Genomic DNA, 13538 nt, shown 5'->3' with positions numbered 1-13538 from the left:
GGTCCAGCCAGTCAAGCCCCAGCGACGAATGAGCACCTCAATTATCCACTGTGCCGGCTGAGGAAGACCGGCGGCGGGCCACCCGATGGTTTGTCGTCCCCAACGCCTTACACCAAAATTCGGTTGATATGTCTAAAAAGTTGTTCCTGCGGGCATCGTTAGGGCTATGGGCGATCATGCCCCAGGTTGCTGAATTGACCCATCTCGGCATCCCTGCCTGACCCGTCGTCGGACCGTCTCCAACGTGTGGCGGTTGGGAAGTCAACGTTCCGATTCACTTAGCCCGCGCGCGAGAGAGGCAGGTGCTCAGTGGACTCAACCGTTCGGGATACGCAACGCCCCCGGCTCGAGCGAGGCGCATTGAACGCGGCGGGGCGTTCAGCGGCTCTCGGCCGTCGGACCGCGGTTACCATCGACAGCCTCTTAACGGCGCTCTATGCGGCCACAGTTTTTTTGAGCGCGTTTCTGCTGTTCCAGGTCCAGCCGCTAATTGCCAAGATCATCTTGCCCTGGTTCGGCGGATCGGCTTCTGTCTGGAGTACGGCGCTGCTCTTTTTCCAGGCCGTTCTGCTTGGCGGCTACGCATATGCGCATGGTTCGATCCGGCTGCTACCGCCGAGGGCAGGGGCCGTCCTCCACACCGCTCTGTTGGTCGTGAGCTGTGTCCTACTGCCGATCTTGCCGTCGCCGGCGCTGAAGCTCGACGGCGCCGGGGACCCGACGATCCGGATTCTCGTGCTGCTGGCTTTGACCGTTGGACTACCGTATTTCATGCTGTCGTCGACCAGCCCGATGCTCCAAGCGTGGTACGGGAGGCGCAAAGCCCTCGGCAATCCGTACCGTCTGTTCGCGTTGTCGAACGCTGGGTCGCTGCTGGCGCTGCTGAGTTTCCCCGTGTTCGTCGAACCGAATCTCACATCGCACGTCCAGGCCTACGTGTGGAGCGGCGCCTATGCCGTCTTCGTCATCTTCTGTGGGGTCGCCGCGTGGATCGGCCGGCCGCCGCGCGACCCCGAACGGGTCGTCGCGGCAGGAATCGATACGCGCTCCACGGTCCGCGTTCGGGAACTGGCGCGATGGGCATACCTTGCCGCCGTGCCGTCGACATTGCTCCTTGCCGTGACGGAGCACCTCACGCAGAACGTTGCCCCCATCCCGCTGTTGTGGGTGCTTCCGCTGTCGACGTACCTTCTGACGTTTGTACTCGCGTTCGAGAGCGACAGGATCTACCGGCGCGCCGTGGTGTTGCCGGTGCTGCCGATCGCGTTGGGCGCCATGGCGTACCTGATTTACGGCAACATGGGCAACATTTCGCTCCAAGTCCAAGTGCCCGTGTTTCTCGCCGGATTGTTTGTGTGTTGCTTGGCGTGCCACGGCGAACTGGCGAGCCGCAGGCCGGCGACGGCTCAATTGACACTGTACTACTTCATGGTTGCGCTCGGCGGCGCCATCGGTGGGGTCTTTGTTGCGGTCGTCGCGCCGCATCTGTTTCGCTCGTACGCCGAGCTGCCGATCGCGCTCGTCGCGTGCGCGCTGGCCGTCGCGGGTGTGCTGTGGAACGTCCGTTTTGCCTCGGTGCGCCCCGCGGTTGCGCATTTCGTGTTCGCGGCGAGCATCCTGGTGTTTGCCGCCTCGCTGATCAGCCAGGAGACGACGCTTGCCGCGGATGCGCACCTCCGAGTCCGCAACTTTTACGGCGCGCTTCGCATCGTGGACGGTGGCGGCGAACGCGACCTGTATCACGGCACGATCCGCCACGGCGGACAGTTGCTCGTGGACACGGCGGGTCGCCGCGCCACCACCTACTACGGACCCAATTCCGGCATCGGGCGGGCGCTGCGCGCATTGGGGGCCGATCGACCCGTCAAGGTCGGGATCGCCGGCCTGGGCGCCGGTGTGCTGATGAGCTACAGCCGGCCCGGCGACGTTTATCGAATTTATGAAATCAATCCGTTGGTGGCGCAGATCGCGCGGAATGCATTCACCTTCTATTCTGCCTCACCGGCCGATAAGCAAATTTCCCTCGGTGACGCCCGGCTTGTGTTGGAGCGGGAGCCAGACCAGGGCTTCGATCTGCTGGCCGTCGACGCATTTTCGGGCGACGCCATCCCGACGCACCTTCTGACCCGCGAGGCCTTCGCCTTGTACCTGCGCCATCTAAGACCGGACGGCATCCTCGCCATACATGTGACAAACCGATACCTTAACCTGGTCCCGGTCATCGCGGCCAATGCGGAGCGGTTCAGGCGTCGCGCGACGGTGTTCTATGACGACGGCCAGGACGCCGCGTATCTCGCGTATTCCACATGGGTGCTGGTTACGGCCGATGACCGGTGGTTTAGGGCGCGGAGTTTTGTGACCGCCGACAGCGCGCCGGCCCAGGTGCCGCGGGGATTCCATGCTTGGTCTGATGACTACAGCAACCTCTATGAGGTACTAAAACTGGGCAGGCCGCAGGTAGTCGAAATGAAACTGTGGCCGGTGGCACCGGGCGCCGCATTGGGCCCGATCCGCCTTCGGACCTCCATCGGCGACGCGATCGCGCTCCTGGGACCGGCGACGGGTGGAGAGAAGCTTCGGGACGGTACAGTCTTATATCGTTGGTTCGAGTCTCCAAAGAACACCGGTATCGGAATTCGTACGGACCGGTCGGGCGTTGTGGAGGCAGTCTGGACGATCGGCGATCGACGATACCTCACGCGTGAAGGACTGCAGGTCGGAAGCCCGCTGTCCGCGGTCGAATCGGCGATGGGCAAGCCGTCTCGGGTCAGCGTGACTCGCGCGCCGGCAATACAGACACTTTGGTACGATTCGCGGGGTGTGTGGTTTGGGATCGACTTCGACACGAGCCACACAGCATTTCGCACGGTTTACGCGATCGGTGTGACTGCTCCGAAATAAGAAGCGGTCCCTCTTAGGGCCGCCCCACGTTTCCGCGCATCTTCGTTCCTCCCCCCTTCAGGGAAGGAGTGTTAGCCACGGGTCCGGTACAAACTGTCACCTATCTCTCACAGGCCGCTCGTTGCCGAGCGTCGTGATCGAGGCGAAGACCATGAGAAGCCGATCGCGTCGGCCGTTGACCGCCGCCCTCCTGTGCCTCGCGGTGTTCCTCGTTGGAGGCAGACCAGCGCGAGTCCAGGGCCAGGTCGCCATTGAGACCTGCGAAGACTGGGTGGCGGGAGCGCCGGTGCGATGCGACGCCGCGTTCCCGCAGGGGGTCCCGTGGCTGACCTACGTCTTTCGGGGGATACCTGCCGGACGGTACACCCTCCAGCGTAACAGCGCCACGTTTACCGGCAGCCCGCTGATCGTCGCCGTAGGCGGTTCGGTCGCGCATTTCGCCCTGACCAACGGACGGCGAAGCCTCCTGCCCGCAGAAGAGTACACGGTAACGCTGAGGGACCAGGCGTCGGGAAGGGTGGTCGCGCAGGGCCGGTATGCTTTGACGTCCCAGTCGTCTCGCGAAGCCCTGGCCGCGTGGCAGGGGAAGCCGGGAAACTTTGCGGTCCTGGGAGCCGCGCTGGCGACTTGGCGGTTGAACGACAGTGGGAAAGCCCTGGAGCAGGCTCGCGCGATCACGGCGGCGGGGCAGTGGACCGTTGGTCTCATCTTTGCGTACACGCTGATCTACGAGATCGCGATGGGGGGACGCGATTATCCCGCCGCAGTCCAGGCCGTCGAGTCGCTGATGCAGGCGCGGAGAGCCGCGTACGCCGCGCGGCAGGAGACCGTCCCTGAACAACCGGTCGAGTACGAGTGGTTGGTGCGCGGGCAGGTGGCGGCGTGCCGTTTGGACGCGGCGCGAGCGACGCTCGCGGAGGGGCTCCGGGCGTTTCCGAACAACCGTGGGCTCGTCGCGCTCACCGGTCAAATAGAAAAGGCGCGGGCGAGCTGTCCCTGAGGGACCCCTCCCCGCTTGGGACGGCCGGTGCGGCACACCTCCTCCGCGTGAATCCCTGACTCAGACAGGCGGGAGGTCAATCGGCCGTCGCGGTGTGGCCGACACCCTCCAGTTCGCTCAGCCGACGGTCCAACTCGAGGACGCGGCGCCGATGCTCCAATTCCGTCACCACCGCTTCACGTACGTACGTCAACATCGAATCATCGACCGGACGCTGCGCCTGCTTTTCTCGCTCCCAGATCACGTCGACGAGGCCGCGCACCAGGTCTTTTAGCTGCATCGGTGTGGCCCCCCGAGTGAGTGCGTACGCGTCCACCCGGCGGTCTGCGGAAGACATGTTTCTCACTCCCACTCTTTCGATTTTCGACGACAAGGGAGTTACCTACCCCCTTCGGAACAGAGTCGCGATCGATTACCCATCATCTCGGGCGCGGTCGGCGGTCACGCGGGCCCCTCGCTCACCGCAGGGATGCCCGCTGCCACGCTTGGCCGCCCGGAATGTACTGTGTTTTCGGGGCCACCATCCCGTGAAACGCCGACAGCGCAAAACGCATCAACGATGCCCCGACGCCCTGCGGGATGCCGGCCGTAACGACGACGGTGAGGATGCACCCGAGCGCAAACCGCAGCCACTCCGCCTTATCCAAACGCGATGCCGCGTTTGCGATGCGTCGGACTTCTTCTTTCAACTGCTTCCTTTGTTCCGGCGTCAACGAATTGAGCGCGGTCAGCCGCTGCTCCAGCTCGTTCAGCCGGGTAAGAAGCACTGCCTGTTCCGGCGGCGCGAAGCGGCCCTCCGGGACCGGAGTTAGACTTTCAAGCGGAAAATTCTCCCATAGGCTCGGGCCCGCCTCGCGCTTGATATCGTCCAGCCACAGGGCCACGTACGGCAGGGTCTGTTCGCGCCAATCGCCCGCGGATCGTTCTTCATACAACCGTTCGCTGCCGGGGGAGCGCGCGACACGGTCGCGGCCGAAGGCGAAAAACACTTCCGGCGTTTCGGGTTTACCCGACGGCCAGTAGAGCAACAGGTCGGCCGGATGCGGGCGGTGTGAGAAGGGGCGCGTTTCGTCCCACCGAAAGGCGTGCGGGTCAAGTCCGTTCTTCTCGATCATCCTAAACACTTCGTTGCCCTGCGTCGTCGTCAGCACAACGTGCGGGCGGTTCATGGACCTAGGCATGCGCGGCGGCCCTCACACAGGCGAAACGCGACGGTGCCTGCGTCACAGGTCAAGGTGCGGTGGAAAACGGGGGCGAGGATTCCGTTGACGGTACGGACGACGGCTGCAACGTTCGATGGTTTCGTAACGCCGCCGCGTCGTGTGGACGCCCCGATGTGAAAGCCTCTACCGCTCGCACGAACGCATCGACCTTGGCCGTGTCGCCCCACTTGATCGCCTCACCGAGCAGTTTGATCATGTCCGATTGAATCCTGGCGCGCTGTTCCTCGCCGAGCCGTTCGATTTCGGCCCTCCGAACCTCAGGAGCGACGGCCATCGCGTTCGCGATGCTGAGCATTGTCCCCATCAATTTCTCGAAATGTTCCCCGACGGTTCGCTCGGTCACCGCGGCCCGTTCGCTGACCGCGGCCAGGGTGGTCAGGGTCTTTTCGTGGTTGGCGCCCGACTCCCGTACGGACGAGATGGCAAGCCAAATCGCTACGATGGCCACCGTGATCGCTGCGGCATTCGCGACGAACGAAATCATCTCAACGTTGCTCACGCAGTCGCCCCCGCCGCACAGAAGTCATAGGCTTACGATGCGGCTGGTTCGATGACGTCCGGAGAGGTCCTTTGTCGCAGATTCGTCCGCGGGTCCCGGGAGGGAACACGATACCCGTAGAGAATGAAGCTACCCCGACGGTAGTGATGCCGACACCATAGTCAGCACAGGCGGGCCGCATGCAACTGCCTCAAACCACAGCCTGGGTGCCTCTCCGCAACAGCGAACGCCCGATCCCCTCCGGTGGCAAATGGTTGGGTCCCGTAGATCCTAACGAAGCGCTCATGATCGCCATCCACCTGCGCCCCGGAATCCGAGCGGGCCGCGGGTCAACGAGCGCCGCGGACGCGGGTGATCTTGGGAACCCGTCTCGGCATTGGCGGTACGAACCGGGCGACGGCGACGGGGCGAATCCGGCCGATCTCGATAGAATCCGGGTATTCGCGCGCGACGCCGGTCTCGACGTCATTGAATTGAGCGCGGCCAGGCGCAGCGTCGTCGTCTGGGGCACAGCGGCCGCGATCGCCGGTGCGTTCAAGGTGGAACTTGCTCACTACGAGTGTGCCGGCAGAATATGCCGCGGACAGATTGGACCCGTCTATCTTCCGCCGACGGTCGCGCACATCGTGGAGGACGTGTCGGGTTTACATGATGGTCCTCCGGATGCAACGGCGGCGGCAATCCCCTCGCGAACATTCCCACGCTTCAAGGTAGGGCACGCCGGCGTTCCGCTGCTAGCGTTTCTGGTCGGAACCGTTCTCGGCGTGCTCGTCCTTAACGCCGGCACCTGGGATCGTCGGCCCGGCGACCGCGCCAAACCGACGGTGCAGAGGGCGGCACCACGGCCCGCGGGCGGCGCTCCTCGGAGCGCTGGATCGCCGGCGGCGCGCGCGGCGCTTCACGATCTCCCGCTGCTTGAGAGCGGGCTGGCGACGTGGAAGCCGGCGCGGGCGGCGGCGTCACACCGTCTGCCCGCACCGCAGGGTCCGCCGTTGCGGCCCGCAGACCGTCGGGTGCGGGGAAATGGACAGCCCCCCCACCTCGCCGTAACGGACGATAAGGCGACGCCGGCACAGCAGCCGACGGCGTCCAACGGCACGCTCCCACAACCGGCAACCACGGTCAAGGCGGGCCTTCAGACGCCGACGCCTCCGGCGAAGCCGGCGGACAATTCATCTGTCGCGGCGGCCCCGCGGAGAGTTCCGGATCCAGCTACCCCCGTCGCATCCCAACCCGCTTCACCTACCGCGGCGTCTTCGCCGCCGGCAACGCCACCGGGGCCCGCGCGACCCCAGACTTCCTCCGGAGAACCCGCCGCCGCGGCGCCGGGCGCGCCCGGCGCGCCCGCTCCTGCCGGACAGGCCACCTCGCCGTCTTCCGGCGCGGTCTACATGGTTCGGATCGGCCCGGTTTTTGATCGCGACCGCGCGACGGCCGTCGCGAAGCAACTGGCGACGGCGGGATTCGTCCAGTCACAGATCACCATGCAGCCGGGATATCGGGTGGTCTCCGAGCCGCTGCCGCGGAAGGCGGCGGAGGATCTTATGGCCACGCTGGCCCGTCGAGGGATACGCAGCTCTATCGAACCGGCGACGGGTGAATCGGTTCAGCTGATTTTCGGCATCGCTACGTCACAGGCGGACGCGGAAACGTTGTCGAGCCGTATCGCGGCCGCGGGATACGATGCCTGGATCCGCGAGAGTCCGGTCTACATCTTGCGCCTGGGGCCATACCCGCAGGTGTCGGTAAATGCGATTACCGGCGTCGTCAGAGCCGGGGCACCCGAAGCGATCGTGGTAACCGATCCGGCCTCCACGCCCTAAAGCCGTTTGCCCGCCGCGTAGAAGACGACCGCATGACCCCGGACCTGTGCTTCACCCCCGCGCTCGAGCTGGATCGCTTGATCCGCGCCGGCGACGTCTCGCCGGTGGAGATCACCGATGCGGTGCTCGCGCGCATCGAGCGGCTGAACCCCGTCCTTAACGCCTACATCACCGTCACGGCCGATTTGGCCCGCGCCCAGGCGCGCGAGGCCGAGACCCGCGCGCGCCTGGGACAGCGGAGGGGGCCGCTCGACGGCATTCCGTACTCGGTCAAGGACCTCGAGGATACCGCCGGCGTGCGAACCACCTACGGCTCCAAGTGGTTCGAACGCCACGTGCCGGTGGAAGACGGCGCCGCGGCGGGACGGCTTCGGGCGACGGGCGGCATCCTGCTCGGCAAAACGAACACCCCGCACTTCGGCCACAAGGACATGAGCGACAATCTCATCGGACCGCCCTGCCGGAATCCGTGGCGGCCGGACCGGACGTCCGGTGGATCATCGGGCGGGGCGGCAGCTGCCGTCGCCGCCGGCATGGGACTGCTCGCACACGGATCGGACGGCGCCGGCTCCATCCGCTGCCCGGCGTCGCTGTGCGGCGTGGTGGGGTTCAAGCCGTCGTTCGGCCGCGTGCCGTACCATCCGAGCCCCGATTTCTGGTCGGCGCGGTCGCACAACGGGCCTATCGCACGAACGATACGCGATGCCGCCCTCCTGATGTCGGCGTTGGCGGGTCCCGACCCGCGCGATCCGCTGTCGATCGATGCGCCGCCGGAGGACTACGTGGCCGCCTGCGACGGCGACCTGCGCGGCCTGCGCGTCGCATGGAGTCCGGATCTCGGCTGCTTGCCCGTCGACCCCGAGGTACGGACGGTCACCGAAGCGGCCGCCCGGCGGTTTGGCGAGTTGGGCTGTGCGGTCGAGGCGCCGGCGCTGGGCTGGCCGGATATGCGCGAACCGCACCGGTTCATCTGGCACGTCGGCGTGGCGGCACGCCAGCACGACCGCGCGCGCGAGCATCCCGACTGGATCGATCCTTCGCTCATGCGCATGATCGTCGATGCGGGCCGCATGAGCGCGCTCGACTACGGGAGGGCGCTCCTCACCCGGGCGCCGTTCTACCGGGCGGTGTCCCGTTTCTTCGAAGGCTACGACCTGCTGCTCACGCCGGCGATGCCGGTCGCGGCGTGGCCGGTCGAGCCCGACAGCGCGGCGGTAATCGAGGGCCGGCCCGCACCCACGCTGCTGGAACGCCTGACGTTTACCTTCCCGTTCAACTTGACTGGGCATCCGGCGGTGTCCGTTCCGTGCGGTTGGACACGGGAGGGCCTGCCGGTGGGACTGCAGATCATCGGCCGCTGGCACGCCGACGCCGTCGTCCTGCGCGCCGCGGCGGGGTTCGAAGCGATCCAACCGTGGGCCGGCCGGCGACCGCCGCTCGACTGAGCGGTCCTCGCCTTACCCGCCGGCGGCAGCCGTGGACGGCCGCGAATACGCGCGGTCGATCTTCGCCGCCATCACAAAGTCCGCTTCGGACAGCCCGTTGATCTTGTGCGTCCACAGTTCCACACGGACCCGGCCCCACGCCACCTTCAGATCGGGATGGTGATTCTCCGCCTCCGCGATCGGGGTGATCGCGTTGACGAACGCGACGGCCTCAACAAAGTTCTTGAAGCGAAAGACCTTGAGCAACATGCGGTCCTGCTCGACTTCCCAACCTTCGAGCTGTGTGAGAAGCGGTGCGAACTGCTCGCGGGCGAGCGGCGGCGTGCCGCCCTGACACGGGACGCACCGGCGATCGGCCAAGCCGGTCCCGCCGGTTGGTTTGGGGGTCTCTCCGGGGTTCGCGGGATGAGGGGGCATCGGTGATCACTCCTCTCGTCGTGCATTGCGCCCGGCGGCGACAGTGCGCCAGATCCGGGCCCCCCGCGGCGCCATTGTAGCACGCGGCGCCGTCGTCGCCCTAGAGGTCTTCCGGGTCGACGTACTCCTCGTCATCGGGGACGAACGGCCGGTGGCAGTGGGGGCACTCGACCGCCTCGTCTTCGTCCGGGGCCTCGAGCCGCAGGAACTGCACGCCGCAGTGCGGGCAGAGGAGCCGAATCAAGGCGTGCGCCCGCGCCGGAGGATGGCGCGCCCGTCGTCGCGAACGCCTCGATGATGCCGGAGCGACCGCTCGATCCGCGAACCACCGTCGGCCACGTGCACCTTCGCGTCGCCGATCTCGACCGCGCGCTCGAATTCTATCGGGACGCCCTGGGCTTTCGGGAGGCGTGGCGCGGCGGGCAGACCGTCATGTTGTCGGCGGACGGCGGCTACCCGTTCGCGGTCGGTCTCACCGCGACGGCCGATCCGCCGCAGGAGCCGCGCCGGCGCTGCGGGTTGTACCATTCCGCGTTCCTGCTGCCCGGGCGCGCGGCCCTCGGGCGGCTGCTGCGGCGGCTGTTGGAGCGGGAGGTCGCGCTCGACGGGGCGTCCGATCACTTGGTCAGCGAGGCGTTGTACCTGCGCGATCCCGACGGCAACGGCGTTGAACTCTACGCCGACCGTCCGCGCGAGCAGTGGTCGCGGCACGCGGACGAGGTTCAGATGGACAGCCGGCCGCTCGATCTCCGGGACCTCCTCGCGGCGGGCGGCGACCGGTCCGCGCCGGCGGTCGAGGGCACGCGGCTCGGCCACATCCACCTGCGTGTCTCCGAGCTGGCGCGGGCGGAAAAGTTCTATCACGGCGCGCTCGGATTCGACGTCGTGCTCCGGCGCTATCAAGGGGCGTTGTTCCTGTCGGCGGGCGGCTATCACCATCATCTCGGGACCAACGTGTGGGCCGGGCAGGGCATTCCGCCCGCGGCCACGTCCGGACCGGGCCTGTGGTACTTCACCGTCGCGCTTCCCTCGCGGGCCGACCTCGATGCCGAGACGGCGCGGGTGGTCTCGCACGGCGGCGCGTCGGGGCCGGCCGCCGATTGCGGGCCCTGCGTCGGCGCCGGAGTCGCGGATCTCGACGGCATCCTCGTGCTGCTCACCGCCGACCATTCGCCGCTGCCCGCGCGGCTCTCCTGGATGCCGCCCCGCGAATCGTTCGGCGCCGTTCACGTCTCCTAGCTTGCGCTCGACCGTGGAGGCCGGCCCCGCGACGGCGCGGGCGGTCCCGCGCGGAGACCTGAGCGATCTCGCGCACGATCTCCGCCGGCACGTGCGCGGCGAGGTGCGGTTCGACGCGGTTTCGCGCGCGATCTACAGCACCGACGCCAGCATCTACGAGATCGAGCCCCTCGGCGTCGTCCTGCCCCGCGACGCCGACGACGTGCAGGCGGTGCTGGAGGTCGCCCGCGCCGCACGCGCGCCGCTCCTGCCGCGCGGGGGCGGCACAAGCCTCGCCGGGCAGACCGTCGGCCGCGCGATCGTCCTCGACTTCTCGAAATACATGAACCGCGTCGTCGAGGTCAACACGGAGGAAGGTTGGGCGCGCGTCCAGCCCGGGGTCGTCCGGCACGAGCTGCTGCGGACGCTCGCGCCGACCGGCCTCATCTACGGGCCCGAGACCTCGACGAGCACCCGCGCGACGATCGGAGGGATGATCGGCAACAACTCGTCCGGGTCGCGCTCCATCGTTTACGGCAAGACCCTGGATACGCTGCTCGCGACGCAGGCGCGGCTCGCCGATGGGACGGCGCTGACCTTCGAGGCCCTGGCGCCCGCGGAGGCCGCGCGGCGCGCGCGGGGCGACGGGCCCGAAGGCCGTCTCTACCGGGAGGTCGCCCGGATCGTCACGGCCGCCCGCGACGAGGTGGCGAGGCGGTTCCCCCGCGTCCAGCGGCGGGTCGGGGGCTATAACCTCGACGAGTTCCCCGAGGGCGGCCCGGTGAACCTCGCCAAGCTCGTCTGCGGCTCCGAGGGGACGCTGGCGGTCGTCACCGAGGCCACGGTGCGGCTCGCGCGCCGGCCCGCCGCCACCGTGCTTGCGGTCTTCCAGTTCGACGACATCATCCCGGCGCTCGAACACGCCCCTGAGATTCTCGACACCAAGCCGTCGGCGGTCGAGCTGACGGACCGCTACATCGTCGAGCTCGCCCGCCAGACCCGTGAGCTCAGCCGGCGGCTCACGTTCGTCGAGGGGACGCCCGGGGCCATCATCGCCGTGGAATACGCCGGCGAGAGTCACGCCGCGCTCGAGCCGACGCTCGACGCGCTCGAGGCGCGGATGCGGCGGTCGGGGTACCGCGGCGCGATGCGGCGGCTCGTCGACCCCGCGGCGCAGGCCAACCTGTGGGCCGTGCGCGAGGCCGGCGTCGGCCTCTTGCTCGGCATGAAGAGCGCGCGCAAGCCGGTGGCGTTCGTGGAAGACAGCGCCGTCGACCCGGCGCGGATCGCCGAGTACACGCGGCGCTTCCGCGAGATCGTGCGGCGCCACGGCACCGACGCGTCGTTTTACGGTCACGCGAGCGTCGGCCTCCTGCACACGCGCCCGATCCTCGACCTGCACGAACCGCGCGACGTGGCGGAGATGCGGGCGATCGCCGAAGAGGTCGCGGCGCTCGTCGCCGAATTCGGCGGCGCGCTGTCCGGGGAGCACGGCGACGGGCTGTCCCGCGGCGAGTTCGTAGCCAGGATGTTCGGTCCCGCGCTGTACGGCGCGTTCCGCGAGGTCAAGGCGGCCTTCGACCCGGAATGGCGGATGAACCCGGGCAAGATCGTGGACGCGCCGCCGATGACGGAGTCGCTGCGGTACCGGCCGGGGGCCGGGCCGCCTCCGGCGACGGTGCAGGACTTCAGCCGGGACGGCGGGGTGCGCAGCGCGATCGAGATGTGCAGCGGCGTCGGTGCGTGCCGCAAGCCGCGCGGCGGCACGATGTGTCCCTCGTACATGGTGACGCTCGAGGAGGCGCACAGCACGCGCGGCCGCGCCAATGCACTGCGATCCGCGATCTCCGGCGCGCTGCCCGCCGGGGCGCTCACGAGCCGCGAGCTCTACGAAGTGATGGACCTTTGCGTCGCCTGCAAGGCCTGCAAGTCCGAGTGCCCGAGCAACGTCGATATGGCCAAGCTCAAGCACGAGTTCTTGGCCGGCTACTATGACCGGCACGGGCTGCCGTTGCGCGCACGGCTGTTCGGCCACGTCGCCGCCCTCGGACCGCTCGGGTGCGCGGTGGCGCCGGTCGCGAACCGTGCGCTCCGAAGCGCCCCCGCGCGCTGGCTCCTCGAGCGGGTGGCCGGCATCGATGCGCGGCGACGGCTGCCGGAGTTCGCGCGCACCCGCTTCACCCGCTGGTGGCGCGGGCGCGGCTTCGGGAGCCCGGCGCGCGAGGGGGGACAGGCGGCCGCCGGGTTCGCGGGCGTGCCGGGCCGGGGGCGCGTCGCGCTGTTTGTGGATACGTTTACGGAATACTACTATCCGTCGATCGGCCGGGCGGCCGTACGCCTGCTGGAGTCGGCGGGGTGCCGCGTCGAGCTCGTGCCGGTGTCATGCTGCGGGCGGCCGATGATCAGCAACGGGATGCTGCGCCAGGCCCAGCGGCTCGCGCGCCGCACGGTCAAGCGCCTGGAGCCGTTCGCGGAGGCCGGGGTGCCGATCGTCGGCCTGGAGCCGTCGTGCACCGTGACGTTCAAGGACGAATATCCGGATCTGCTGCGCGGCGACGCCGTCGACGCGGTCGCGCGGGCGACGTACGCGCTGGAGGAGTACCTCGCGATGCTCGATGCGGCCGGCATCCGGCCTCCGTACGTCGCGGCGGCGCGCCGCGTTTTGATGCACGGCCACTGCCACCAGAAGGCGATGATCCGGACGGGCCCGGCGCTCGCGGCGCTTCGGGCGGTCCCCGGCGCCGAGGTGGAGGAGATCGATTCCGGGTGCTGCGGCATGGCCGGATCGTTCGGGGTGGAGCACGAGCATTACGACGTGTCGCTCGCGATGGGCGAGCGCGTGCTGTTCAAGGCGGTACGGACGGCGCCCGAGGACACCGTCCTCGTTGCATCCGGCGCGTCCTGCCGCCAGCAAATCGCGCACGGCACCGGCCGGCGCGCGCTGCACCTCGCCGAGGCGCTGGCCCTCGCGCTGCCTCCGGAGGCCGGCACCGGCGCCGGGAGCTGAGCGGG

At 68.1% G+C, this 13538-nt stretch carries 11 protein-coding genes; 6 read left to right on the top strand and 5 right to left on the bottom strand.

From position 1 onward, the window contains the following. Window positions 1–453: 453 nt before the first annotated feature. Together VFL28_15485 and VFL28_15480 are read left to right on the top strand one after the other, a co-directional pair. Window positions 454–2901 carry a fused MFS/spermidine synthase gene (locus VFL28_15485; protein HET7266065.1) on the top strand — a complete coding sequence of 816 codons (2448 nt, stop codon included), beginning with the start codon at window positions 454–456 and terminating at the stop codon, window positions 2899–2901. Window positions 2902–3172: 271 nt separating this feature from the next. Continuing rightward, entirely contained in the window at window positions 3173–3901 is a 729-nt protein-coding gene (locus tag VFL28_15480; GenBank protein ID HET7266064.1) for a hypothetical protein, read from the top strand. Window positions 3902–3977: 76 nt separating this feature from the next. Here the strand turns inward: VFL28_15480 and VFL28_15475 are convergent, their stop codons facing one another. From VFL28_15475 to VFL28_15465, 3 genes are all read right to left on the bottom strand, one after another. After that, entirely contained in the window at window positions 3978–4181 is a 204-nt protein-coding gene (locus tag VFL28_15475; GenBank protein HET7266063.1) for a hypothetical protein, read from the bottom strand. Window positions 4182–4359: 178 nt separating this feature from the next. Next, window positions 4360–5016: a hypothetical protein gene (locus VFL28_15470; protein HET7266062.1), complete on the bottom strand. Its 657-nt coding sequence runs from the start codon at window positions 5014–5016 to the stop codon at window positions 4360–4362. 115 nt (window positions 5017–5131) lie between these two features. Next, on the bottom strand, window positions 5132–5623 hold the full coding sequence (locus VFL28_15465; protein HET7266061.1) for a hypothetical protein: 492 nt from the start codon (window positions 5621–5623) through the stop codon (window positions 5132–5134). Window positions 5624–7014: 1391 nt separating this feature from the next. On the opposite strand from VFL28_15465, the gene VFL28_15460 reads away from it, so the two are divergent. Both VFL28_15460 and VFL28_15455 read left to right on the top strand, forming a co-directional pair. Then, window positions 7015–7446: an SPOR domain-containing protein gene (locus VFL28_15460; GenBank protein HET7266060.1), complete on the top strand. Its 432-nt coding sequence runs from the start codon at window positions 7015–7017 to the stop codon at window positions 7444–7446. 32 nt (window positions 7447–7478) lie between these two features. Further along, window positions 7479–8891 (top strand): amidase family protein, encoded by a 1413-nt coding sequence (locus VFL28_15455; protein HET7266059.1) that lies wholly within the window; start codon window positions 7479–7481, stop codon window positions 8889–8891. Window positions 8892–8903: 12 nt separating this feature from the next. On the opposite strand, the gene VFL28_15450 is transcribed toward VFL28_15455, so the two are convergent. Beyond that, window positions 8904–9251: a 4a-hydroxytetrahydrobiopterin dehydratase gene (locus VFL28_15450; GenBank protein ID HET7266058.1), complete on the bottom strand. Its 348-nt coding sequence runs from the start codon at window positions 9249–9251 to the stop codon at window positions 8904–8906. Between the two features lie 157 nt (window positions 9252–9408). Then, entirely contained in the window at window positions 9409–9552 is a 144-nt protein-coding gene (locus VFL28_15445; protein HET7266057.1) for a hypothetical protein, read from the bottom strand. Window positions 9553–9602: 50 nt separating this feature from the next. Here VFL28_15445 and VFL28_15440 point away from each other — a divergent pair, with 50 nt between their 5' ends. Next, a complete protein-coding gene (locus VFL28_15440) occupies window positions 9603–10547 on the top strand; it encodes a VOC family protein (GenBank protein ID HET7266056.1) in 945 nt (314 codons plus the stop codon). A 1-nt stretch (window position 10548) separates the two neighbouring features. Continuing rightward, window positions 10549–13533, top strand: coding sequence for an FAD-linked oxidase C-terminal domain-containing protein (locus VFL28_15435; protein HET7266055.1), 2985 nt, complete (start codon window positions 10549–10551; stop codon window positions 13531–13533). Window positions 13534–13538: the final 5 nt, after the last annotated feature.

It is taken from the genome of bacterium (genome assembly GCA_035691305.1).
Lineage (GTDB): Bacteria > Sysuimicrobiota > Sysuimicrobiia > Sysuimicrobiales > Segetimicrobiaceae > DASSJF01.
Note: the sequence above shows the minus strand (reverse complement) of the source record. Positions and strands in the feature narration are given on the sequence as shown.